Annotated in this window: 26 protein-coding genes and 1 pseudogene; 15 read left to right on the top strand and 12 right to left on the bottom strand. The window is 69.2% G+C overall.

Annotated elements, in window-relative coordinates:
* Positions 1 to 42: 42 nt before the first annotated feature.
* The 5 genes from GO592_RS37565 to GO592_RS37545 all read right to left on the bottom strand — a co-directional run bounded on the left by GO592_RS37565 (position 43) and on the right by GO592_RS37545 (position 4,643).
* Positions 43 to 612 (bottom strand): ester cyclase, encoded by a 570-nt coding sequence (locus tag GO592_RS37565; protein ID WP_007300077.1) that lies wholly within the window; start codon positions 610 to 612, stop codon positions 43 to 45.
* Positions 613 to 668: 56 nt separating this feature from the next.
* The gene (locus GO592_RS37560; RefSeq protein WP_007300076.1) at positions 669 to 2,177 is read right to left on the bottom strand and encodes an aldehyde dehydrogenase family protein; all 1,509 of its coding nucleotides are present in this window, start codon (positions 2,175 to 2,177) and stop codon (positions 669 to 671) included.
* Positions 2,178 to 2,632: 455 nt separating this feature from the next.
* On the bottom strand, positions 2,633 to 2,770 hold the full coding sequence (locus tag GO592_RS45140; RefSeq protein WP_007300075.1) for a hypothetical protein: 138 nt from the start codon (positions 2,768 to 2,770) through the stop codon (positions 2,633 to 2,635).
* 90 nt (positions 2,771 to 2,860) lie between these two features.
* The gene (locus GO592_RS37550; protein WP_007300074.1) at positions 2,861 to 3,760 is read right to left on the bottom strand and encodes a glycosyltransferase; all 900 of its coding nucleotides are present in this window, start codon (positions 3,758 to 3,760) and stop codon (positions 2,861 to 2,863) included.
* 271 nt (positions 3,761 to 4,031) lie between these two features.
* A complete protein-coding gene (locus GO592_RS37545) occupies positions 4,032 to 4,643 on the bottom strand; it encodes a TetR/AcrR family transcriptional regulator (protein ID WP_157234331.1) in 612 nt (203 codons plus the stop codon).
* Positions 4,644 to 5,560: 917 nt separating this feature from the next.
* Between GO592_RS37545 and GO592_RS37540 the strand changes: the two genes are divergently transcribed.
* On the top strand, positions 5,561 to 6,886 hold the full coding sequence (locus GO592_RS37540; RefSeq protein ID WP_007300072.1) for a cytochrome P450: 1,326 nt from the start codon (positions 5,561 to 5,563) through the stop codon (positions 6,884 to 6,886).
* 121 nt (positions 6,887 to 7,007) lie between these two features.
* Here the strand turns inward: GO592_RS37540 and GO592_RS37535 are convergent, their stop codons facing one another.
* A complete protein-coding gene (locus GO592_RS37535; protein WP_007300071.1) occupies positions 7,008 to 7,538 on the bottom strand; it encodes an ester cyclase in 531 nt (176 codons plus the stop codon).
* A 328-nt stretch (positions 7,539 to 7,866) separates the two neighbouring features.
* Here GO592_RS37535 and GO592_RS37530 point away from each other — a divergent pair.
* The 8 genes from GO592_RS37530 (at position 7,867) to GO592_RS37495 (ending at position 13,498) form a co-directional block, all read left to right on the top strand.
* A protein-coding gene (locus tag GO592_RS37530) for an IS5 family transposase (RefSeq protein WP_193384907.1) occupies positions 7,867 to 8,675 on the top strand; the annotation gives its coding sequence in 2 pieces (ribosomal slippage) (positions 7,867 to 8,209 and positions 8,209 to 8,675; 810 coding nt in all).
* 113 nt (positions 8,676 to 8,788) lie between these two features.
* A complete protein-coding gene (locus GO592_RS37525) occupies positions 8,789 to 9,244 on the top strand; it encodes an SRPBCC family protein (RefSeq protein WP_007300068.1) in 456 nt (151 codons plus the stop codon).
* A 37-nt stretch (positions 9,245 to 9,281) separates the two neighbouring features.
* On the top strand, positions 9,282 to 10,082 hold the full coding sequence (locus GO592_RS37520; RefSeq protein WP_007300067.1) for a DUF5602 domain-containing protein: 801 nt from the start codon (positions 9,282 to 9,284) through the stop codon (positions 10,080 to 10,082).
* 72 nt (positions 10,083 to 10,154) lie between these two features.
* Positions 10,155 to 10,604 carry an SRPBCC family protein gene (locus GO592_RS37515; protein ID WP_007300066.1) on the top strand — a complete coding sequence of 150 codons (450 nt, stop codon included), beginning with the start codon at positions 10,155 to 10,157 and terminating at the stop codon, positions 10,602 to 10,604.
* Positions 10,601 to 11,311 carry a hemerythrin domain-containing protein gene (locus tag GO592_RS37510; protein ID WP_007300065.1) on the top strand — a complete coding sequence of 237 codons (711 nt, stop codon included), beginning with the start codon at positions 10,601 to 10,603 and terminating at the stop codon, positions 11,309 to 11,311. Before GO592_RS37515 ends, GO592_RS37510 begins: the two co-directional genes overlap by 4 nt.
* 37 nt (positions 11,312 to 11,348) lie before the next feature.
* Positions 11,349 to 12,500, top strand: coding sequence for a thiamine pyrophosphate-binding protein (locus GO592_RS37505; RefSeq protein ID WP_007300064.1), 1,152 nt, complete (start codon positions 11,349 to 11,351; stop codon positions 12,498 to 12,500).
* Positions 12,501 to 12,875: 375 nt separating this feature from the next.
* Positions 12,876 to 13,058: a hypothetical protein gene (locus GO592_RS45135; protein WP_237727050.1), complete on the top strand. Its 183-nt coding sequence runs from the start codon at positions 12,876 to 12,878 to the stop codon at positions 13,056 to 13,058.
* On the top strand, positions 13,055 to 13,498 hold the full coding sequence (locus GO592_RS37495) for a hypothetical protein (RefSeq protein ID WP_007297521.1): 444 nt from the start codon (positions 13,055 to 13,057) through the stop codon (positions 13,496 to 13,498). Before GO592_RS45135 ends, GO592_RS37495 begins: the two co-directional genes overlap by 4 nt.
* A gap of 48 nt (positions 13,499 to 13,546) precedes the next feature.
* On the opposite strand, the gene GO592_RS37490 is transcribed toward GO592_RS37495, so the two are convergent.
* On the bottom strand, positions 13,547 to 13,849 hold the full coding sequence (locus tag GO592_RS37490) for a hypothetical protein (RefSeq protein WP_007297522.1): 303 nt from the start codon (positions 13,847 to 13,849) through the stop codon (positions 13,547 to 13,549).
* A gap of 721 nt (positions 13,850 to 14,570) precedes the next feature.
* Here GO592_RS37490 and GO592_RS37485 point away from each other — a divergent pair.
* From GO592_RS37485 to GO592_RS37470, 4 genes and pseudogenes are all read left to right on the top strand, one after another.
* Positions 14,571 to 14,849 (top strand): hypothetical protein, encoded by a 279-nt coding sequence (locus tag GO592_RS37485; RefSeq protein ID WP_007297523.1) that lies wholly within the window; start codon positions 14,571 to 14,573, stop codon positions 14,847 to 14,849.
* A pseudogene (locus tag GO592_RS37480) lies at positions 14,846 to 16,508 on the top strand (stealth family protein). Before GO592_RS37485 ends, GO592_RS37480 begins: the two are co-directional and overlap by 4 nt.
* Positions 16,509 to 16,608: 100 nt before the next feature.
* Complete coding sequence (locus GO592_RS37475) at positions 16,609 to 17,325, top strand: ANTAR domain-containing protein (protein WP_011599217.1); 717 nt, start codon at positions 16,609 to 16,611, stop codon at positions 17,323 to 17,325.
* Positions 17,326 to 17,356: 31 nt separating this feature from the next.
* Positions 17,357 to 18,178 (top strand): GAF domain-containing protein, encoded by an 822-nt coding sequence (locus GO592_RS37470; protein ID WP_011599218.1) that lies wholly within the window; start codon positions 17,357 to 17,359, stop codon positions 18,176 to 18,178.
* Here the strand turns inward: GO592_RS37470 and GO592_RS45130 are convergent.
* Entirely contained in the window at positions 18,120 to 18,341 is a 222-nt protein-coding gene (locus GO592_RS45130; protein ID WP_007297527.1) for a hypothetical protein, read from the bottom strand. The genes GO592_RS37470 and GO592_RS45130 overlap by 59 nt on opposite strands.
* Before the next feature lie 954 nt (positions 18,342 to 19,295).
* On the opposite strand from GO592_RS45130, the gene GO592_RS37460 reads away from it, so the two are divergent.
* Entirely contained in the window at positions 19,296 to 19,751 is a 456-nt protein-coding gene (locus tag GO592_RS37460) for a DUF3052 domain-containing protein (protein WP_007297529.1), read from the top strand.
* A gap of 70 nt (positions 19,752 to 19,821) precedes the next feature.
* Here GO592_RS37460 and GO592_RS37455 read toward each other — a convergent pair whose 3' ends face one another.
* The 4 genes from GO592_RS37455 to GO592_RS37440 all read right to left on the bottom strand — a co-directional run bounded on the left by GO592_RS37455 (position 19,822) and on the right by GO592_RS37440 (position 22,025).
* Complete coding sequence (locus GO592_RS37455; RefSeq protein ID WP_007297530.1) at positions 19,822 to 20,244, bottom strand: DUF2267 domain-containing protein; 423 nt, start codon at positions 20,242 to 20,244, stop codon at positions 19,822 to 19,824.
* Positions 20,245 to 20,540: 296 nt separating this feature from the next.
* The gene (locus GO592_RS37450; protein ID WP_007297531.1) at positions 20,541 to 20,978 is read right to left on the bottom strand and encodes an Hsp20/alpha crystallin family protein; all 438 of its coding nucleotides are present in this window, start codon (positions 20,976 to 20,978) and stop codon (positions 20,541 to 20,543) included.
* 300 nt (positions 20,979 to 21,278) lie between these two features.
* A complete protein-coding gene (locus GO592_RS37445) occupies positions 21,279 to 21,785 on the bottom strand; it encodes a hypothetical protein (RefSeq protein WP_007297532.1) in 507 nt (168 codons plus the stop codon).
* A 42-nt stretch (positions 21,786 to 21,827) separates the two neighbouring features.
* Entirely contained in the window at positions 21,828 to 22,025 is a 198-nt protein-coding gene (locus GO592_RS37440; RefSeq protein WP_237720423.1) for a hypothetical protein, read from the bottom strand.
* Positions 22,026 to 22,494: 469 nt separating this feature from the next.
* Between GO592_RS37440 and GO592_RS37435 the strand changes: the two genes are divergently transcribed.
* Complete coding sequence (locus GO592_RS37435; protein ID WP_007297534.1) at positions 22,495 to 23,745, top strand: alpha/beta fold hydrolase; 1,251 nt, start codon at positions 22,495 to 22,497, stop codon at positions 23,743 to 23,745.
* The last annotated feature ends 46 nt before the right edge of the window (positions 23,746 to 23,791 follow it).

Raw genomic sequence — 23,791 nt, 5'->3', positions numbered from 1 at the left:
AGAGTCTGCAGCACAACACCACAAATCATTGGGAGACACACCCTAGTGGAACGCTGTCCCGGCGGCAGTGGTCTTGCGTGCTCGCCGTTTGGCGAAAGCGTTTCGGATCAGAATGGCCGGGGTCGGCGGGATCCACCCGGCTTGTTGTGCCATACCGAGGTCGTCGCGGACGGCCCAGTGTTCGATCAACCTGCCGTCGACGAACCGTAACCAGTGTGTTTGGCGGACGGAGAAGCTTTTTCCGGTCGGCGCGAAGGCCTGGTCGACCCGACCGTGTTCGTCGTAGGTCACGAACGGCCCGACCTGGCGGCCGGTCATGACGGTATCGAGCACGACGAGATCGTCCGCTGCCACGGCGTGCAGGACGTCGTGGTGCAACTCGGCAAATGCGCCTCGTAACCACAGCGCGGTCGCGTAGAACCCTTCGGGGCCGATGACTCTGGTGTCCGGGGGTTCGGTCCGAGACTCGCGATTGATGGCGTCGGGGTGCACCAGTTCCTCGAACGTGGCGCGGTCGCCGTCGGCCATCATCTCCATGCAGCGCACGGCGACGGACGTGATGTCCGAGGGGCTTGTTGGTGTGGTGGCCGGGGTCGGTTGTTCGGTGTTCACGGCGGGCCTCCTTGCCGTTGAAGGTTGGATTTCGGGTGAGTGAGTTCGAAACGTTGTTACCGTGCGTGCCGGAGCCGGAACATCCAGGTGGCGATCCTCATGTCCCGTTCCGCGCGTTCGAGCGCGAACAGTTTCAAGGGGGCTGGGTATCTTTCGACGGTCAGGGCGTGGGCGCGGCTGAACTCGAACAGCCCGTCGGCGCCGTGCACGCGGCCGAAGCCGGATTCACCGATCCCACCGAACGGCAGTGCCGGGATGGCGCCGTAGCTGAAGACCGAGTTGACCGACACGGCCCCGCTGCGCAGGCGGTGGGCGAGCGCGGTGCCGCGGGCCCGCTTCCGGGTGAAGACCGACGCCCCGAGCCCATAGGCGGTGGCGTTGGCCCGCTCGACCGCCTCGTCGAGATCCCCGACCTTGTTGACCACCACGGTGGGGCCGAAGGTCTCCTCCCGCACCGCGGTAGAGGTTTCCGGGACGTCGGTGAGGATCACCGGGTCGATGTAGCGCTCGTGCACCGCGCCCACACCGCCGACGACCGCGGTGCCGCCCCGGGTGAGGGCGTCCGCGATGTGATCGCGCACGATGTCGACCTGGCGGGGCAGGGTCATCGGCCCGTAGGTGGCGGTGTCGTCGCCACCGGGACGCACCCGCTTCGCCGCGGCCGCGAGTTTGTCGAGGAACCGGTGGTAGACGGGTTCGACGACGTAGACGCGCTCGACACCGGCGCAGACCTGGCCGGCGTTGCCGAACGCGCCGACGGCGGCGGCTTCGGCGGCCTTGTCCAGGTCGGCGTCCTCGGCGACCACCATCGCGTCCTTGCCGCCGCACTCGGCCACCAGCGGGGTGAGGGTTTCGGCGCAGGTTGTCATCACTTTGCGGGCGGTGGTGCCGGAGCCGGTGAAGGCGATCTTGTCGACCCCGGCCCGGGCGAGTGCGGTGCCGGTCTCCCCGAGACCGGTGACCACCTGCAGCACCGGCCGCGTGCCATCGAGCGAGTTCCACTTCTGCTCCAGCCAGGTGCCGACCCCTGGGGTCAGCTCGGAGGGTTTGAACACCACCGCGTTGCCGGCGGCGAGGGCGTAGGAGATCGCGCCCATCGGGGTGTAGAGCGGGAAGTTCCACGGGCCGATGACACCGATCACCCCGAGCGGCTGGTAGCCGAGGGACGCGGACTGGTTGATCGCGGCCAGACCGGACCGAACCCGTTTGCGCCGCAAGATTTTTCGGGCGTGCCGGGCGGCCCAGTCCAGATGCTCGATCGCCAGCATGATCTCGAGGGCGGCGTCGCCGCGGGGTTTGCCGGTCTCGGCGGAGATGAGCGTGGCGAGGGCGTCGGCGTCGGACGCGACGGCCCTCTTGAACGCGAGCAGCATGGTGCGACGCCCGCGAAAGCCCTGGTCGTGCCACCAGCGGGCGGCGGCGCGGGCCCGATCCACCGCGGCGGCCACGGCGACCGAGTCGGCGATCGGGTATTCGGCGAGGACGGTGCCCGAGCGCGGGTCGAGGCTGGCGAACGTGCCGGACGGGGCGACGGTGGGGGCAGTAGTGCGCGTGTCTTCAGTCATGAGATCAGGCCTTCTTGGCAGGATCACCCGACGCAATTGGGTGGTCGCGGGCTACTCGATGTCACGGGTGCCGGCGGCGGGTGGTCGCGGCGAAATGAGAGTGACCGGGTGGGCGAACCGCCCCGTGGAGGGTGGTGCCCGCACGGTGTGTCAGGCTTCGAGCACGGTCTTCGCGTTAGCGAGATTGCGGTGGGCGTTGCGGGCATAGAGTGTCGCGACGATCCCATCGGGGATCTTGCCGAGGAGGCCACCGAACTTCCCGGACTCCTGGTGCCAGGTGACCCGGGTGCTCTCCGCCCCGGCCGGGGCGAAGCGGATTTCGGTCTCGAAGGGGGGCGGGAGTGTCGACGCCGCGGCGACGCAGGGACGTGTCCTGCTCGACGCCGGTCAGTTCCTCGGTGACGTCGAGCCGCCGGCCGGCGACCTTGACGACGTGATGCACGACGGCGCCCATTTCACCGCAGTCTCCCGACACGTGCTGGTAGGACGCCACGTTTCTTGGCGTACCGGGTGACGTTGGCAGGGTCGTGGAAGAAGGCGAACACCTCCTCGATGGGGCGTTCGATGACAACGGATTCCTCGGTGATGATCATGGCGCCCTCCTGGGTCGTGTTCGTGTTGGTGGGTGTGGATGGCGGGGTGCGTGGGGAGGTGGATTCAGCCGACGGTCGGAGCAGTCAGATTCATCTGCGTACCTGTCGGTGGGGTAGGTGGTCGATGAGGTCGGCTGCGGCCATCGAGCCGTCGTGGGAGCGGATCCTCGTCCCGAGCCCGGCGGCGGCCGCCCGGTGTGGGCCGTCGGCGAGAAGAGTGTCCACCGCAGCTCGGATGCGGTCGGGTGGGGCCTTCTTGGGCAGGCAGCGGGCCGCACCGCGGTGGTCGAGGGTGCGGCCGATCATCGTCTGATCGAGCAGCGGGTGCATCGGCAGGATGATCAGCGGCACGTCGTGGGCCAGGGCGCGCATGGTGGTGTCGTGTCCACCGTGCCCGATGACGAGGGTGGCGTCCGGCAGGATCGTCTCGTGATCGAGGTGGCCGTGGATCTCGGCGTCCGGGCCGGCGGTCAGCGTCGTGGGGTCGACGGAGGTGCCGGTGGTCACCACCGTGCGTGCCGGGACCCCGCGCAGCGCGTCGAGGACGCGTTGCAGAGTCTGCTGCTGGCCGCGGAAGTTGGTGCTGGACAGGCTGACCAGGATCAGCGGCTCCCGCTCCCCGACCCAGGTCAGGGCGGACGGCATGCGGTGCGGCACCACCCCGGTGTAGTGGACCGCCGGGGGCAGATCACGGCGCCGGCGCCCGGCCGGGTCGAGTTCCCGCTCGGTGGTCACCAGCACCAGGTCCGAGGAGGTCCACAACCGCAGGGGCCGTTGCCCTTTCAGGCGGGCCAGCACCGGTGCCGGGCCGCGCCTGGCGCCCGCTTCCATGAACTCGTAGAAGGTGTGCACCAGCGTCACCCGCGGCAGGCGGGCCCGCTCGGCCGCGGCCAGGGCGCCGTAGAGCAGGCAGTCGGTCACCACCACGTCGGCGGGTTCGGCGGCGACGGTGTCGAGCAGATCGATCCCGGGGCCGGGGTCGGTGAACACCGACAGATACGCGTACAGACCGCGGATTCCGGGGTGTGCGGTGGTCGACCGCCAGGGCCGGGCACGGCGGAACGCGGTGAACCGGAAACCCAGGTTCTCGATCTGCCGGCGCTGCTGTTCATGCCCGAGGAACCGGACCTCGTGGCCGCGGCGGTGGAGCTCGGTCGCGATGCCGAGGGCGGGGGCACGTTGCCGCCGCCGTCCCAGGTGACGAACAGGATGTGTGCCATGGCGTGGCCTCCAGGAGGCTGGGTCTCGGGATGGGCCCGGTTCAGGTCGGTTCGGGTGGCGCGTCCGGGAGCAGCGCCCGCAGCATGCCGAGCAGCGCCTGCCCGGTACGCTCGGCCGACATGCCGAGATCATTGCGGAACACGTGCCAGACCAGCACGTCGGTGCCGGCGGCGAGCTGAGCGAACAACAGGTCACGATCCGCCGCCGGCAGCGGGTCCAGGTACGGGGCGAACACCTGCTCCACCCAGCGGTGGTGGAGGCCCTGCGCGCGGGCGACGATCGACGCGATGAGCGGCGAGCGCTGCGCCTGCAGCACGTGCCGCAAACCCAGCGGCCCCCACTGCTCGTAGTGCGTCATCAGGTTCTCGACGGCGGCGTCGACGTCACCGGCCGCGACCGGGAAGCGCTGCGCGGTGACCTCGCGGCCGATCCACCGCAGCGTCGCGGTCAGCAGTCCGTCCCGGTTGCCGAACTTGCGCTGCACCGTCTTGATCGACACCCCGGCCCGGCCCGCGACCCGCTCGAGGGTGATCTCGTCCAGCCAATACTCCCGGTACAGCTCCAGCGTGGCGCCCATGATCCGCTCCGTGGTCTGTGCCGCCGATTGCGCCCGGGCGGTCATCCGGTACGGGCGCGGCGACCCCACTTTCATGTCCATAATGATGGACCTCAAAATTTGGGCTGTCAACAGCGACGACACGATCCGTTGCATGCCCCAGACCCCCCAGCTCGCGGATGTTCGCGGACAGCTGTCCACCGTTGAGGAAGCCATTCGCGCAGGACTGCTCGCCGAGACAATCTCACCCATTCGGCCAATTTGCTGGCATTCCCTAGCCCGGCGGAGCCGTGGTGCCCAGCGACTCCGACCGAAACCTGACGCTGTACCACGGCCCGGACGTCGCCGACTTCGTGCTCGACGCCAGCGCTGCGGTCGTGCGACAGCTGACCCGGCCCACGCAATGTCGCGTCGCCGCGCCGCCGGGCGCGGTGAGAGCGGGAGCTGTTCCGGGACCACCGCCGCGACCGCGCCAGCTTCATTCCGCCGGTCGACGTCGACGGCAAGATCATCGCCGAGCGGTTCACCCGAATGGACATCTATGCCCGCGACGGCGGGATATGCCAACTCTGCCTGGAGCCAGTGGACTTCGATGCCCTGTACGGCCCGGAAGTCCTGTCGATCGACCACATCGACCGCGAAGGCCCCCACACCCGGGCGAACTGCCGCCTCACCCATCAGTTCTGCAACAACGATGCGCAGTGGGCCAGCGGTTTCGATCCCAGTTCCGCGAGTCGGTTTTCTCGGACGGGGAAACGGGAACGCGCAGCTCACCGGCTTCCGGCCACGGGGCCGGTTTCGGAACGCCCCGGTCCGCGTTCGGCAGACGGGGTCGTTCCTGCCGAGCTCTCGCATGTCGACTCGGGGACGAACACCGGAGCGGCGTGGTGTCCGAGTCCTCAACGGGGGGCGTCCCCTGGTCTAGCGGTCGAGCCGGGCCGAGTGTCAGACTTGACGTCGTGGCCCGGACCAGCGAAGAGGCGCAAGAGTATCCGATAGCACCCGACGCGCCGATGCCGCTGTTCGCACGGGTCAAGGCCCTGAACAAGTTTCACACCGGTCTCGAGGACATCCGGGACGCGGGCGGACCGGTCACGATCGTCGCACTCGGACCGAAGCGACTGGTGCCGCCATTTGCTGTCGTCACCTCGCCGCAAGGTGCTCACGACGTCCTCGGCGGTTCCGACGGCGCCTTCGACAAGGAATTGACCGTCCATGCCGAATCACGAAAATGGTCCGGCGACAACCTCTTCAACATCACCCACGAGCCGTGGCTGAGCCGACGCCGAACCTTACAGCCGCTGTTCACCAAGAAACACGTCGCGATCTATGCCAGCTGCATGGCGGGTGTCGCGCAGACCATGGCCGCGGAGTGGGCCCGCTCGGACCAGGTCGACCTCGACAGGGAAACCCGGCGACTGACCTTGCGGGTGCTCGGGCAGTCACTGTTCGGGAGCGACCTCGGCGCGCAGGCCGAGGTACTCGGACCGGCGCTCGACCGTGCCGCCCGGTTCGTGTCGCATCGCGCGCTGCAGCCTGTCCGCGCACCAGCCTGGCTGCCGACACCCCCGCGCCACCGGTTTCGTACCGCGAAGGACGTCGTCGACACCGTGATCGATGAAGCGATCACTTCGGCCCACGATGAACCCGGCCGGAATGCCGAGCTGATCAGACTCTTCTTCGATACGACCGACCCCCAGACCGGGAAGCCATTCACCGACCGGGCGATCCGCCAGGAGCTGTGGGCGTTCCTTTTTGCCGGACACGACACCACGGCGACCACCTTGGCCTACAGCCTCTGGGCCCTGGGGCGCGATCGCGCGATCCAAGATCGAGTGGCGGCGGAGGTCGCCGCACTCGGCGATCGCCCACTGCACGTGGACGACGTGGCCCGCATCCCCTACACCGTCCAGGTGGTCCATGAAGCACTACGGGCCTGTCCACCCGCGGCCGCGGTCGGTCGCAGGGCCATGCGCGATGTCGCGGTCGACGGCTACCGAATTCCGGCCGGCACGAACGTCATCGTCGGGATCTATGCGCTCCATCACGATCCCACCCTGTGGGGCGCCCCTGGTCGGTTCGACCCGGAGCGGTTCAGCCCGGACCGATCGGCGGGGCGCACCAGGTGGCAGTACCTGCCGTTCGGAGGCGGTCCGCGCACCTGTATCGGGGATCATTTCGCCATGCTCGAAGCGACATTGGCCTTGGCCGGCATCCTCCGAACAGTCCAGACCGAGTCCCTCGGTGCCGACTTCCCACTCGTCACGCCGTTCACCATGGTAGCCGGCGGCCCCGTGCCCGCCCGTATCCGAGCGAGGACACCCGCTCCACCGATATAGCTGTGAGTAGTGGCCCAGGGTTTTTCCGACTTTGATTTTCGACGCGAGTTGCAGTGTCTGCGAACGGTGATCTGCCGTACGTCGAGAATTTGCGAGCCGGGTAGTCACCTGTGATCGCGAGCTAACGACGTCGAACGATGCCGACTACACGCGTTGTGGCGTTGAAGGCAGCCTTCAACGCGCGATCCGCAATTGATCCGTCGGGCGGTAGCAGCTTGATCTGGCGGGCGAACTCCATTTGGTCGTAGCGCACCGTGTTCGTGACGACCTTCCCGTCCTGAACGACGAAGTGGTCGAATCCCTCGAAATCGATTCGCCGCCCGGTGGCGGCGATGCCGACAAAGGTGCCGACGTGCCGTCCGGTCAAATGCCAGTGGACCAAGACGTCATCGCCGGACTCGGCGATCGAGACCGTCTCGAAGGTGAAGTCGGTGACGGCGGCGAAGACCTGCTCGAAGTAGGCGGCGATCTCGGCGCTCCCGCGACACGTCCCGGTCGGGAAGTGCACGGTGGAGTCGGCGGTCCAAAAACTACCACGCAGGCTGTCGACGTCCTGGGCGTTGAGGCGGTCGAGAGCCCACTGGACGAGTTGCGCCTTCGTGGCGTCGTTCGGCGGCGCGATCGGGGTCGAGGTGGGGCTGCGATCGGGCATCTCAACTCCCTGCACGTTGTCGCGCGGAACATGGGCGAGCGCCGCACGGGATTCTTCTGACAAGGCTAACGTTGCGGAGTAGTCGACCACTCGGGTTTGTCGACACCCGTTCGCCTGAGGACCTCTCCCGGGCCACTGCAACGCGCGTCGAGAATCAAAGTCGGAAACGTCCCGCCCACCTTGGGGATGGGGCAGGAACTCCTACCCGCCCACGCGCAGCAATTCGGCCTCCCCGGGCCGACGTCATGTGACCAGTATCCGCTGGTCGAGGGCCTGCTTAGAGCGTGTCTCATGTGGATGAAGTGGCGTATGGGACATAATGTGACGCGTGTTAGATGGGTTGTCACTGCGGTTGGTGCCGGATGCGTTGTGGGAGATCGTCGAACCGTTGATTCCGCGATTCGCCGCACGGCCACAGGGAGGCGGCAGTGCGCCGTTGGAGGATCGGGCGGTGTTCACCGCGATCGTGTACGTGCTGACCAGCGGATGTGCGTGGCGGCATCTGCCGCCCTCGTTCGGGGTCACCGTGCCTACCGCGCACCGAAGATTTACCGCCTGGGCGGCGGCCGGGGTGTTCGAGAGACTGCACCGCGAGGTGCTCGACCGGCTCGGAAGCGCCGGTGAACTCGACTGGACGGCCGCGATCCTGGACGCCGCGAGCGTCCGGGCGAAAAAGGGGGATCGCTGACCGGGCCGAGTCCGGTCGATCGCGGCAAGAAGGGGTCGAAGATCCACGTCCTGTCCGAAGCCAACGGCATCCCGCTGGTCGTCGATGTGTCCGCGGCGAACACCCACGACAGCACCCTGCTGCAACCGATGGTCAGCGCGATCCCGGCGGTGAAATCCCGACGAGGGCCGCGCCGTCGCAAACCCGGAAAGCTTCGCGCCGACAAGGGCTACGACTACGACAAGCACCGCCGGTGGCTGCGCGAAGAGAGAATTGTCCCACGCATCGCCCGCCGCGGAATCGAGAGGAACGACCGGCTGGGCCGATACCGGTGGAAGATCGAACGCATCATCGCCTGGCTCACCGGCTACCGACGTCTGACCATCCGCTACGAACGCCACGCCGAGCACTTCGCCGGATTCCTCCACCTCGCCGCGGCACTCACTTGCTTCAAGAAACTTCCCACATGAGACAAGCTCTTAATATCCCCCACGTGAGGGATGGTCCGGGGACGCACCGCCGACCCACACTGGGTCCAGTCACAAGTTCCGTATCGCGGCATTCGACACTGGAGTTGAGCGTGATGAGCCGGACGGTTCACGCCGAGATGGTCTTCCCATTCGACCCTGAGGAGACCTGGGACTTCTTCGCAGATCAGGGGCAGCATCTGGTGAACCTGTCGAAACGGGTTGCGGCGGTGCGTGACTACCACATCCGCGCCGATGGCACACCCCGGTACTCGATGGTCCTGCGCATCGGTCCGCTGACCGTGCAGGGCACCTCGGATTACACCGTGTTCGATCGCCCGCGGCGGACCGTCAATGCCGTGCTCAGCGAGCCCTTCGGGGGTGTCTACGAGATGCGCTTCGAGCCGGTGGTGTTAGGCACCCGTGTGCGCATCGAGTGGGCGGTGGAGGCGACGACGCGGCCGGGCGGACTGATGCTGCCGATGGTTGCTCCGCTGCTCGCCCGTGCGCTGCGCGCGGATCTCGTGACGATCGCGCGGCGCGCGTGCAAGGAAAGCTTGTGCGGACCCTGAAAGGGGCCGGCACCGATCTCGACAAGGTGGCCACATCATGCGACATCATCGAATGCACCGCTTGCTGGGACTTCTGCTCGCGGCCTGCGTCACCGTGGCCGGGTGCGGCGCGGCCGCCGCCGGACCGGAGGAGATCCGCACCTACTTCGGCTCGTCGCAGAGCGTCGGCCATGGGACGGTGAGGATCTACACCACCGTGGACACGCGGGGTGAGCCGACCGCGGTCGGTCTCCGGATGTCGGCGGCTGCCTTGGAGGGGCTGCCCGACACCAGTGCGATGTTCATGCTTGGCTTACCCGAGCAGGCGTCGGCGACGGTATTCGACCACGTCATGCTCAACTGGAACCCGCACGGACACGAACCCGAGATCCTGTTCGGCAAACCGCATTTCGACATGCACTTCTACATGACCGACATGTCCTCGACCATGGGGATCGATCCCGCCGCACCGGAGTACGCGGCCCGCGCCGCACACCTGCCCGACGGCAAGTACATCCCCCGCGATTACATCACCCCGCCCGGGCCGCTCGCATCCGAGCTGGCAGTGCCGTTAATGGGGGTGCACTGGATGGACGCGACCGCCGGAATGATCCCGGGCATCTACGACTTCACCCAGACGTTCATCAACGGGTCCTGGGACGGGAACTACACCTTCATGGAGCCGATGATGACCCACGCGTGGCTGTTGACCAGGCCGACGATTCAAGAGCCCGTAAAGCAGCCGCAGGCCTACCAGCACACCGCCTACTACCCCACCACCTACAGCGTCCGATTCGACAACACGACAGGCGAATACGACATCGCCCTCGGGGAGATGATGCTGCGCCAGCGATCGTGAAAACCAGGTCGAGCAGGGCGCCGCACTACTGCGAGTCCCAGCAATGAACCCCCTTTCCAGACTGGAGTCATCATGATTGTCGCCGAGGAATCCGTCGTCATCGACCGCCCCATCGAGGAAGTTTTCACTTTCATTCAGGATCCCGGCAACGTGACGCTGTTCATGACCAATGTGATCTCGTACGAGTTGGTCTCGGGTCAGGCCGGTGAGGTCGGCTCGGTCGTGCACGGTGTGGTCGAGGTCGCCGGCCGGCAACTCGAGATCACCGAGGAACTCACCGACATCGAGCAGGGCAAGTATCTGCGCCGCCGCGGCACCGACAGTCCGGTCCCGTACGAGACCGAAACCCTGTTCGAATCCACCGACCGGGGCACCCGGGTCACCTATCACCAGGAATCCGGGTCCCTCGGCGGCATATTCGGCGCACTCGCCGACGGAATCGTCGCGAAACTGTACGCCCGCGACGTCCGCAGCAACCTCGAGCACGCGAGAACACTCCTCGAAGCAGGCGACCCGCAATGAGCACCGATCGGGCCGCTCCCGCCGACACCCGGATGATGGGGATCCTGCACGACGCCCTGCGCCGCGACCTGGGACGGGCCCGCACCGTCCTCACCGCACCGACCCCGCCGGCGCAGTCCCAACGCATCGCTGTCGCCGACCACCTCCTGTGGATGATGGACTATCTGCGCTACCACCACCGCACCGAGGACGAGAACCTGTGGCCGCTGATCCGGCGACTCAACCCCGGCGCCGGTACCCTGCTCGACCGGATGGACGCCGACCACACCCACATCTCCCCGGAGATCGACCGCCTCTGTTCCGCCGCCGGCGCCTACCGCGACGACGGCTCCACCGACGCCCGGCAGGCGGTGGTCGTCGCACTCGACGGCCTCGAGGCGGCGCTGCTGCCGCATCTGCGCCGGGAGGAGGACGAGATGATGCCGGTCGTGTCCCGCACCATCACCGTCGGGCACTGGGAGGACTGGGGCCGCGACATCGTCAAGGACAAACCCAAGCTGGAGCTGGCGCGGGAGGTGCCCTGGGTCCTCGACGGACTCGACGCCGAGCAGTATCGGCTCGTCGCCCACGTGCTGCCCGCACCGGCGCGGGTGATCCTGCTGCACGCCCTCGCCGGGCAGTACCGGCGGGCCTGCGCCGCACGGTGGGGGCCCCGCGTCGAAGTCACACCCCTCACCTCGCACCACCGCGAACGCCCTCGCGTCTGAACAACGCCCGCAGTTATTCCGCTCAGGGGAGAACATCATGGGAACTCCAGCCCGGCCCCACGAGCAGGGTGGGCGACGCGTCGTCGACGTCCTCGTCGACACCGTCGCCGACCTGGACGTGCACCACATCTTCGGGGTGGACGGCGCCAACATCGAAGACCTCTACGACGCCCTGTTCGCCACCGACCGCCCCGTCCAGGGGGTGGTGGCCAAGCACGAGTTCGCCGCGGCCACCATGGCCGACGGCTACGCCCGCAGCACCGGCGGCCTCGGGGTGGTGGCCGCGACCTCCGGCGGCGGCGCGATGAACCTGGTGGCCGGGCTCGCCGAGTCCTACACCTCGAAAGTGCCGGTGCTGGCCCTGATCGGGCAGCCACCCACCCCCCTCGAGGGCACCGGCGCCTTCCAGGATTCGAGCGGCCGATCCGGCTCGATCCACGCGGTCCGGCTGTTCACCGAGGTCTCCCGCTACTGTGCCCGCATCGAGCGGCCCGACGACCTCGCCGCCCACCTGGAACGCGCGGTGGCCGCGGCACGAGACGGTGGGCCCGCGGTGCTGTTGCTGCCCAAGGACATCCAACAAGCCACCGTCGTCGGCGCATTCACCTTCCACCCACCGCCGCGCCGATCCGGCCACGACCCGGACGGGCTGACACGGATCCGGGACCAACTCGTCGCGGCGCGGCGGACCGGGAAGATCGTGCTCATCGCCGGTGACCAGGTGGCCCGCGACGACGCCCGGGAACCGCTGCTGGCCCTCGCCGCCGCGGTGGACGCCGCCGTCGGGGTCGCCCCGGACGCCAAGGACGTCTACCCGACCGACCAGCCCGGGTTCTGCGGAGTCGCCGGAACCATGGGACACACCGAACTGATCGAGGCGGTGCGACACAGCGCGCTGTGCCTGCTGATCGGCACCCGCATGCCGGCCACGGCCCGCACCGGGCTGGAGGCCGCCCTGGCCGCTGTCCCGGTCGCCAGCCTCGGCGCCGAACCCCCGTATCTGCCCACCACGCACGCGACCAGCCGCGACCTGCGCCACGGGTTGGCCGCACTCGCCGACATGTGGTCGCCGCGACACACATCCGATGCTGTTGTTCACGGAGGGCCTTCCTGGACCACGCGCAGAATCGAGGTGGAACGACGCGGATGGACGATGACACCGGATCCACTGTGCCCCAACCACACCTGAACGTCGACAACCGCCGCCCGGGTCGGCGTGACGGTGGAGAGTCGTAGCGTCGCTCGCGGGGGTTCCCGCACCCCCGGGCACACCGCCGCCCCGGTTCCGCTGACCCTGCCTCGAGACACCCCATCCTCCTGAGAATCGTTGGGATACCGGAACATGCGCGGTGTTTGCGGGCAGGTCCGGCGGGCAACCTCGAAGTCAGGAGCGGCAGCGGACCGGTACGGTGCCGCTTTCAGGTTCCGCGGGTTCAACAGCGAGCTCGCGGAACCGCCCGACCTCGACTCGCCCGTGCTCGCGCGGGGACGGTCGCCCGTCCCCCAGACCCGCCGCCGCGCAGCCGGATTCCTGAGCCTGCGAACAGTGTTGGGAGAATTCGTCATGTGGTTTCCTGCGACCGCATTCTCGTTCGACCTGAACCGGCCCACCCCCGCACCGCCCGCCCTGTCCCCACCGGCCGGGGTGGGGATTCTCGGTACCCTCGTCGCGGCCCTGCGCACCTCTGGGCGTCCCCCTGCGGCGACCGAACGCCCGCGTCCGGGGACGGGCACCACAGGGCCGTGACCGCGGACCACGCCCACGCCACCACCCCGCAATCCCGGATCGCCGGGCAGCTGCTGCAGGCGGTCGGCGAACGGAACGTTCCGTCGGTGCGCGTCCAGATCTGCGTGGTGGCCTGCCCGCACGGCCGGCACGCCGCCCTGTTCCATCCGGTGATGCTCTGGCTGATCACCCACCTCGGCGTTCTGCTGCGTGACCGGGTCGGAGTCGAGGGCGACGGGGAGTCGTTCGTGTTCGAGTTGCTCACCGGCGCCGACCTGTGGTCCGAGCCGACGTCGCTGTCCGCGCAGGCCCGCAGCCTCCGGATCCGGGTGCTGGCCGCACTCGCTGCGGACCACGCGCCGCCGCCGTGGGCGCCGCAGAGCCCCGCCGCCCCGGAGCGGGTCCGGATGCTCGTCGATGCCCTGCTCTGGCTCGACGACCTGCTCGACTACAACCTGTGACGGCGCCCTGACAGCCGCGCCGAGACATCTGGGGCGGTGACGACTGCGCTATCGGGTGGGTCGGTGCAGGCAGGACAGTTCCCGGGCGGCGTCGTCGAGGCCGACGCAGGGGATCCCGCGGCGGCGCACTTCCTGCAGGGTCTGCGCCTCGTCCGGGGTGCACAGGCCGTCGAGGACGTCATCGGTGGCGATGACGACCAGGGCGTCCTCACTGCAGGTGTCGACCGGTTCCACGTCGTGCCCGCGGGCCCATCCGGTGACGGTGGACCAGCGGTCCCGGTCGGCGGGATCGGTGAAGGCGCCCAGCAGCACGATGCTCCCGGTGCGGGTGGTCAGATTGTGCACAGTCATCTCGGTTCTTCCTCAACTCGGGCACCACGCGCGGCGCAGCGCCCGGGGTAGGGCACGGGGTGTGGGGGTGGGATCCGGACCGGAGCCAATCATCCTTCCCGGAGCGGCGGGGCACCCAGCGGGATCCTCGCCGGGGTCCGGGGCGATACCGGGTAGGGTACCCAGCCGCAACCGGGTTCGAAACGCAAGCACACGGGGGTGTGGCACACCGAGCCGGTTCCCGACATCGCCTGCCTGCCCGAGGATATCGGGTGCCTGCCGCGAGTTCGACGGTGCCGGAGAGCAGTTCGGCGTCTGCGCGGTCGGGTCGCTCGGAAGTGCCTGTTCGAGGACCTTCTGCCCTGGCCAGCGCAGCGCCGTTCTCGTTATGATCGGATTCTGCCGTCCCCGAAAAGACGAGGGCGGCGCCGCGAAAACTGGACCCACCGCGGGATGTTTCCCGCCGCCGGTGCACGTTCAGCGGCGTCGAACCCGGGACGACATTCTCGGCCTCGGGCTCGACGCGCCCTGCGTGCCGCGGCGGTCGCCGAAACACGCCCCGACACCGAGCAGTCGCGGGCGATCGGTCATCTCACGGGCGCTGCACACCCGCAAGACCGGCCGGAGTCGTTGGGCAGCCGGGTTTTTCCGCACCTCGGTGTGTGCGTTGCCGCTCACAGTGCCGGAGCGGAGGGTATTTCGTGGCAGCTTGTTCCCGGGACGCGAGGAAGGGGCGAAGTCGATGACAACGTCACCGCATATCACCACCGATCACGACGAGATCCGCCGATGGATTCAGGCGCATCACGGCGCCCCGGCACGGGACGGGTCCGGCGCATTGCGGATCGACTTCCTCGGTGTCGCCACGGAACTGGAGCATCTGCAGTGGAATGAGTGGTTCACCGCCTTCGACGAGCGGGGTCTGGCCCTGTGCTATCCCGAACCGCATGTTCGCGGCGGCACCAGTGCCTGGTTCGAATTCGTCCCGCGCGCCCGAACCGCCGCCGGTTCGGTCCGATGAGCACGCCGACCCGATCACCGTCCCGCACCGGCACCGCCGACACCCCGCCCGGCCCGCGCGGTGGGGACACCCGGCCGGCCGGTACTCACACGCTCCTCGGCCGCGGCGGGGAGCTGACCGGGCCACCGGTGCCGGCGGTGCCGGCGGCCTGCCGGCTGCACAACCGGTCGGAGGTGGTGGAGTTCGGCGCCCGCTGTGGTCTGAGGATCTCGACGACCACGCCGCACGAGGCGACGGCCGAGGATCTGCTGTTCGTCCGATCGGTGCTCGACGGCGCCGGAATCGGCTACCTCCTCGTCCGCGGCAACCACACCCGCCCGGTGCTGGCGGTGAACTGGGCCGACCGTCAGGCGCTGCGGACGGCGCTGGTGGCAGCCTGCGCGGATCAGCCGTTCTACGTCAAGGCCGTTGGGACTGGCCGGGCGCCGGGGTTGATCGCGGACGGGACCCTGTCGCACACCCCGGCGGCGCGGATTCTGCGGCTGTTCCGGCCGCGGCTCGAACCGGTCAGCGGGCTGCGGTACGGGGCCGAGGGGGCGGTGCAGGTCGAGTTGTGGTCGTATACCGACGACGAGATCGCCGCGCCGGCCGCGAACGCGCTGACCCGCCCCGTCATGGCGCGCCGGGAGGCCGTCCCCGCGGTGATCGAGCGGGACGGTCGGAGTTGGCCGACGGTGGCCGGCATGTTCGACCTGCATCCGGCGGATGTACCGTTTCCGATCGACCTGGTGTTCTCCTGGGTGGACGGGAGCGACACCCGGTGGCAGGTGCAGCGGGCACGGCGGATGCGCAATTACGTCGTCGGCGACGGGGACGACTCCCCGGCCAGGTACCGGCAGATCAACGAACTGAAGTATGCGCTGCGGTCGGTGCACATGTACGCGCCGTGGATTCGGCGGATCTTCGTCGCCACCGATTCCCCGCGACCGGCATGGCTGGCCGACCACACTCGGGTCATCGTGGTGCGCAGTGAGGAATTCTTCACCGATCCGTCGGTGCTGCCCACCCACAATTCCCACGCCGTCGAATCGCAGCTGCACCGAATTCCCGGTCTCGCCGAACACTTCCTCTACGCCAACGACGACATGTTCTTCGGACGGGCGGTCGCCCCGCAGCTGTTCTTCACCGCCGGCTCGGTGAGCCGGTTCATCGAGTCCGGCACCCGCATCGGGCTCGGCCGTAACTGTCCCCGGCGCAGCGGATTCGAAAACGCCGCCCGCGTCAACCGGGTGCTGGCTGCAACAACGTTTCGGGGTGACGATCACCCGTCATCTCGAACACACCCCGGTGCCGCTGCGCCGATCGGTCATGGCCGAGATGGAAGAGCAGTTCCCCCGCGAGTTCGCCGCGACCGCGGCCAGCCCGTTCCGGGCAGCGGAGAACATCTCGGTGACGAACTCGCTCTACCACTACTACGCCCTGCTCACCGGCCGCGCCGTGCCGCACACCGCCGCCAAGGTCCGCTACGTCGACACCACCACCGTTGCGGGCCTGCGCGCACTCGGTCCGCTGCTGGCGAAGCGGAACAAGGACATGTTCTGCCTCAACGACGGCAGCACCCCGGAGGTCGACCTTGCGGTGCGCACCGCGACGGTGACCGAGTTCCTCGACCGCTACTACCCCATCCCGGCCCCCTGGGAAACCGGATACCCCCGCTGACCGGCACCCCTGACCCCACCCGGCCCATTGCCGGTTCTCCCGTCGGCTCCGCGGTCACCGGACGGGAGGGTGAAAGGTGACAGCGGTCGAGGTGGTGAGGGTGGTCGTGGAGGAACGGCGACGGCAGTCGTTGTGGCGTGCGATCGCCGACGAGGCGGGCACGCCCGGACAACACTGGTGGGCGCAGCAGGTGTGCCGGCTGTGCGTGACCGAACTGGCCGGTATCGACGACGCGGCGCTCACCCTCCGCGCGACCGGCCGGGCGCAGGACCTGCTCGGCGCCAGCGACGACTGGGCCGGGCGGCTCGACGAGCAGCAGTACACCCTCGGCGAGGGCCCCGGGGTGCAGGCGTTCGAGGACGGCAGCCCCATCCTGGTCGACGATCTGAGCCACCACGAGGAGCGGTGGCCCGGATTCGCCGACACCGCTCATGCGGTGGGGGCGGCGGCGGTGTTCGCATTCGCGCTGCGGATCGGCGCCATCCGGCTCGGCACCATGACCTTCTACCGGCGGCGGACCGGCTCCCTGGCCGCCCGCGCCGTCGCCGATGCCACCGTGCTGGTCGACCTGATCACCCTGGCCCTGGTCGAGCAGGCCGAGCACGCCGAGCGGACCGGAATCGACTGGATCCGGGACACCGGCTCCTACCAGGACGTGAACGTGGCCACCGGGATACTCGCCGCCCGCCTGTCGATCAGCCTCGACGAGGCGCTCCTGCGGCTGCGCGCCCACGCCTTCCGGCTGGGTCGCCCGATCCTCGACCTGGCCGGGGACATCCTGTCCGACCGGATCGACGTCGACGAGCTCAACGAATGACCACCCCGCCGCGGGGAGAAGGAGATCACGCATGATCGAGGACATCCCGGACACCCAGGCCCACCTGGTCGAGGTGCTGTCCGCGATCACGACGCACCTCGCCGACACCGCGACCGACCCAACGGCCGCCGCCATCGCCGACATCACGGCGGCCAGCGCGGATCTGCTCGCCGCCGCCGGCGTCCTGGTCGTCGACCCCTGGGGCGGTGTCGCAGTCGTCGCCGCGTCCGACGAACGCGCCCGGATCGTGGAACTGCTGCAAACCCAGGGCGAGCACGGCCCGTGCCTGGACGCCGTCGCCGCCGGCACCCCGCTCGAGGTCCCGGACCTGTCCGAATCCCACCGGCGCTGGCCCGACTTCACCGACGTCGCCACCACCCTGGGCTACCGTGCGGTACTGGCGATCCCGATGCTCCTCGACGGCCACGCCATCGGGGGGACTCAACCTGCTCTACACCACCGTCCGCGAGTTCACCGACTACGACCGGCGACTGGCCGCGGTCCTCGCGGCCTCGGCCGTGATGCACCTGATCCGCGACGACGCCGCCCACCGCCGTGCCAAACTCACCGAACGCACCCTGGGCCTGATCCACGACCGTGTGCACGTCGACCGAGCGGTCGGACTCACCGCCGCACCCTGCACATCACCCCGGCCGCGGCCCGGACGCTGCTCGAACACCACGCCAGCACCCACCACACCCCGCTACGCGCCCTCGCCCAGCACATCACCACCGGCTCGCTGGCACCGGCGGACCTGACCGGCGTCGACGACCGTCGGCGACCGGATACGTTCGTCACCAACCGGGCGCCCCGCGATCGACTGGTCCGGTGTCGCTGTCGAGCCTGTGGATGAGTGCCGGGACCGGAAAGGCGTCCCGGTCACGGTATTCGAGGTGCAGCAGGTCCGCGACGAGCTCGTCGGTGTGGTCGGCGATGGCCTCCGGTGCCGGGCGGCGGCCGATCCCGAGCCCGCCGATGATCAGGACCCGATCGGCGCGCTGACCCTCGATTCCCAAAGACCACCCCGAAATACCGGTTCCAGGCGATCAGGACGTGGCGGCCGCTGTAGTACCGGAACTGTTTCGACAGCACGACCACAGCATCGAAGGTGACCGCGTCCCACCGGCGGATCGTCTCGGCGTTCAATGCCCGTGCGACCGCGAACACGTACGCGTTGCTGTCGGGGTTGTCGCCGGCACCGACGCCGCTGCTCATCGTGAACACTTCCTCCGTCGCGGAACACGTACCCGTCCACGGTGAGCTCGAAACTACCCCTCGACACTGGTCAGGGCAGATAAACCGTACGACCGCAGGCCCTCGGTCCGCCCGTGGAGGGAGCAGGGCGATGTTTGGGATCGGGCCCAATCGGGCACGACCCACACACCTCCGCTCCCAGACTTCGACGGAGGTGTCCTCGATGGCGGCATTGCACAGTCACACCCTCACCCATCCCCGGGGCACGGGATCGCGTACCCGCGCCCTCGACACCGCCGAGGGGGTGCTGATCGGGATCCGCCGGATCCCGGCCGCGGACGCCTTCGACGAACTGGTGAGCGCCGCCCGCCGCCCGCCGCCACGGCGTGTCCGTCTTCACCCTCGCCGAGGCCCTGGTCGCGCTCGCCAGCGGAAACGAGGCACCCCAGCCTGCCGCCGCCCGCAGCCCGGACCGAATGGGGCGCACTGTTGCGGCCCTGAACCCCGGGAAGCACCGTGTGGAGTTGTGCGCTCGGCCACCTGGTCCCCGGATCCGCATCTCGCGGGTTTCGGTGATCGGGTAGGCGGATACTCTATGGGCACTGCCGTCCGGGTTCGTTCGGACACATCGTGATTCGGGCGGTAGGGCCCACCAGTCGCAGTGACCGATAGGGCGCTCACTCCGGTTGATGGGCCACCCAGCCCACCGGGACAACCACGACCCCGGCAAGCGTGCGCCGGGAGTCGACGACCACACGAGATGAAGGAGTTGGGCGATGTCGACGGCGGGGCACGCCGGCGGTCGGTCCACCGACCTGTGCCTGACCGCGGAGATGATGGTGCAGGAACTGGGATGGGACGACGACGTCGACGAGGACCTGCGTCGACGCATCGAGGACATCCTCGGGGGCGCATTGGTCGACGACAACTTCGGCGAGAGGGTCGACGCGGTGCTGCTGTGGTGGCGCAGCGGCGACAGTGACCTCACCGACGAGCTGATCACCGCCCGCACGGCGTTGTCCGGCACCGGTTTCGTGTGGTTGATGACACCGAAGCCCGCCCGAGCCGAGCACGTGGACCCGGCGGAGGTGACCGAGGCCGCCGACCTCGCCGGGCTGCACGTCACCTCCCGGATCGACAGGCGCGACTGGCTCGGGACCCGGCTCACCCCGTCCAGCCCACCCGCCCCACGGGCACGGTCGTCCTCGGCTCGCCAGCCTGCCCGGTGGTGACAGGCACAGGGGATCCCGCCGTGTCACCCGGACGAGCCCGAGGTCATCCAGCGCCCCCGGGGACGGGTGCTCACCCCATCTCTGGGGGTGGCGGGGTGCTCACACCGTTTCGGGGGCGGCCGAAGAGTGGCGCGAAACCCTCGGGCAGTGACCCCAGGACGGTGTGCAGGCAGTTGTCGTCGACGGCCTGGGCCACCGTGGCCAGCACCGCGCTGGTGTCCCATTCGGCGGTGGTGGGGTGGGCGTCGAGGGCTTGGGCGATCCGGTGCCGGAACTCCTCGATCCCGTAGTCGGGTGCGGCCCGTCCGTCCTCGATGGGGCCGAGCGCGTCGCGCGCCAGGGGCGAAAGCTGCGCGCCCAGGGCTCGCACCTTTCCGGGGGACAGCCGCGCCCCGAGCTTCCGGAGCACTACCTTCGTCACCCGAGTGGCCTCCCCCAGGCTGTCGTATTCTCCGTATTCGCGGACCCGTGACAGGAATTCGGTGTCGTCCATCACCAGTGTCCTTTCTGTGCTCTCCTTTGTTTTTCTTGTTTGTTCTTCTCGTCTCGGTCTCGAGGTGCTGCTCGCACGTCGGCCGATCCACCCCCGCCGCCTCCTCGCACCGACAGGGGCCGTTGGTCAGCGCCGCGAAGCCGGAGGTGCCCGGCGGGCTCAGCGCCAGGAGGAACAGCACTCCCGGGGCGATGCCGACCGCCTCGGCACCCTCGACCGGCCGTCCCCGGAGGGTCCGTGTCGGGGGTGCCACCGTTCCCGGTGTCCGGGTGGGCGACGGGAACGGCGGCGGAAGGTCAGTCGGTGGTGACCTCGATGCGCCGCGATCGGACGCTTGCGGTCTTCGGGATGGTGACGGTGAGAACACCGTCGGCCAGTGTGGCAGTGATCTTGTCGGCATCGACGTCGCGGGCCAACAGGGTGCGGAATTCGAAGCTGCCGGTGCGGCGGGTGCGGCTGCGGGTCCGCAACCACCCCGCCCTCTTCTTCTCCACGAACTCGCCGCTGATCTCGAGTTCGTTGGCCGACAGGGTGATGTCGAGGTCCTCGCGTGCGACGCCGGGCACCTCCACCTCCACCACGTAGCCGTCGTCGGTCTCGGACACATCCGCCAGCGGCCGCCAGGTCTGCCCGCCGCCGAACGGGGCTCCCGACATCGAGTCCCGCAAGGGACGTTCGGCGACCGGGTCCCACCGCCCGGACTCTCCACCGCCGCGATTCGCAGGTGCAGCCATGCCGGAACACCTCCCACTTACCGCTGTGTGTTGTTCCTCCCCCGGCGAGCATGGACCGCCCGGGGGTGGTTCTCCTGCACCATGATTGGTACCCGAACCCCAGATCTCCGAAACCGCCCTATCGGTGGCGAAATTCGGCGGGCGGCGGAGGCTCGGACGGCCGGGGTGGCCCCGGCCGTCCGGTGTCGGCGGCGGGGATGTGGGGTCCGCGGCGACCGGGTGCAGACCGAGTCCGCGGTGATCGACAGGTCCGCGAACAGGCCGAGGAAGACCCGCTGCCGCCTGCACACACCGCCGGCGTCAGCGGGTGTCGGTGCCGACCGCGGTGAGTTCGCCGATTTCCGCGACGGTGCGACCGGTGTGCGGATCGACCCAGCAGGGGTGGCGATCCCGGATCCGGGGCACCCACACCGCGGCCTGGTCGCGGCAGGGCCAAGGCACCCGCAGTTGCCGCAGCAGCGCCGCCTGCACGGTGTTGGCCACCCATACGGTCGCCTCGACCGCCGGCAGTTGCGGGGCCAGGCCGCGACCGAGGACCTGCCGACCCCCGCCGATCTCGCCGAGCCGATCACCGGGCCGGGCGCTGCCGGGTGGGGCGGGATCCCACGCGAGGAGCACCCCGTCCTGGTGTATCGCCAGCTCCCAGCACACCCCGTCCCAGCGCACCGTTCCCCGGCGGTGGCAGCACCGCAAATCCCGGGCGAGCGCCCCCAGGGCGCCCGCCCAAGCCGGGGGCGCACCGGGCCTGGGCGGTTCCTCGAACACCGGGAACCGCCACACCCGGCCGAGATGCTGATGCCCACCCACCCGCGGCGCTCCTGTGTCGTTCCGGATGCGCTGCGAGGACGGTCAGTCCTCGTCGCGGCGGGCGAAGCATTCGGTGGCCGGGGTGAATCCCGGCCGGGTGAGCATGTCGATGTCCGCCCACCCGTCGTCGCCGAACACCACCGAATCGGTGTGCCAGACCAGGCTGACGTTCTCACAGCCGTGCGCGAGGATCAGGTATTCGTAGTTCTTCAGTGCCACCAGGGTTTCGTCCGTCATCATCGCCACCACCCCCGACTCCGTGTGGTGCGGGCGCCGTCCGCCCGACCCTGCCAGGGCGGTTCCATTATGCCACTAGATCTACCGCAAATGAAGGAGAAAATCTCACCATATCGAAGGGCTGCCTCCGAGTAGGTAGGGGGAGAATGTCCGCGGATTCGGCTGCACCCGCCTGCCCCGCGGCAACATGCGGTGAGCACTCGACGGCTGCCGTGGGCCGCCAGGACCGGGCACCACCAGCCGGCTCTCGGTCTGAACGCGGGTGCACCACGACATCGATGCGGCTGGCCCGGACGGGCACCTATGCAGTGGGATTCACTGATCACATTTGTCGGGAAGCTGCGATATCAGATCGGCGCGAAAGTGCCTTACCGCACCCATTTTTGCCCCACAGGGAGGGAAGGATTTCGGCGCCGATCGTTGTTGTACGAGTAAATCACCGTTTACTTAGGAGAGGAGATGACCCGGTGGGGTGACACGGACGCAAGGTTCGCTGCAGCGGTGGGATGACGCGGTGGGCCGGGCCCTGGCGGCGGCACTGCCGACCGCGGTGCATGACGGTGTGCTGGCATACCGGCAGGTGAGCGTGGTGTTCGACGTCGTCGGCCGTGGCCGGTGGGTGGTGCGCACCCGGTTCGGCACGGTCAGCGTGGACACCAGAATTCCGGCGCGGCCGACGGCCACGATCACCGCCGACCCGGCGGCGGTGACGGCGCTGCTGGCCGGGCGGTGCAGCCTGGTGTCCGCGTTCCTGACCGGGGCACTGCGGGTGCGGGGAAGCATGAGCACGGTGCTCGCCCTCGGCGGCGTCCTGGCCCCAGCGGCGGACCTGCCGACCCGGGCCCGGGTCCGGGAGACCTCCGTGTTCGGGGTGCGCACCGGCTACCTCGACGCCGGTCCCCCCGGCGGGCCGCCGGTGGTGCTGCTGCACGGCCTGGGTGCCACCAACGCGTCAATGCTGCCGGTGCTCGCCGACCTGGCCGCCGAGCATCGGGTACTGGCCCCGGACCTGCCCGGATTCGGGTCGTCGGCGGCACCGAACTGGGACTACGACCCGGTGCAGTTGCAGCGCTGGCTGCGCGCGTTCCTCGACACCGTCGACGCACCCGCGAGTGCGGTGATCGGGCACTCGCTCGGCGGCCGGGTCGCCCTCGAACTCGCCCTGCGCAACCCCGACACGGTCCGTTCCCTGGTGCTGCTGTGCCCGGCGCTGGCCTTCCGGCGGCGGCAACTCACCGCACTCGCCCGCCGGATCCCCGCCGATCTCGCCCGGCTGCCGATCGCGTTTCCGCACCGGCTGCTGCACGAGGGCACCCGAGGCGCCTGCCGGACCCTGTTCGCCGACCCGGACCGGGTGCCCCGGCACTGGTTCGACGCCGCCGCCGACGAATGGGAGCTCACCCTGCGCGACACCGGCCACCGGCGGGCCCTGTGGTCGGCCACCCTCGCCCTCTACCTGGACGAACCGTTTGGCGACCGGGGGCTGTGGAACCGTGTGGCGCAGCTGGCGGTGCCGACCCTGTGCGTGTGGGGCGCCGACGACCCCCTCGTCCCGGCGCGCTTCGCCGACCACCTCACCGCCACCGCCCCGCAGGTGCGGTCGGTGACCCTGCCGGACTGCGGGCACCTGCCGCAGTTCGAATGGCCCGAGGCCACCGGCGCCCTGATCGACGACTTCCTCACCCGCACCGCCCGCCACCCCCGCACCGCCGCGATCGCCTGACACGGTACCGCCGGCAAGACGCTCCCCCGGTCCCTGAATTTGCTGG

Source organism: Rhodococcus sp. 21391 (genome assembly GCF_016772255.1).
Lineage (GTDB): Bacteria > Actinomycetota > Actinomycetes > Mycobacteriales > Mycobacteriaceae > Rhodococcus_F > Rhodococcus_F opacus.
The sequence above is the reverse complement of the archived record's forward strand: the minus strand, read 5'-3'. Positions and strand labels throughout refer to the sequence as shown.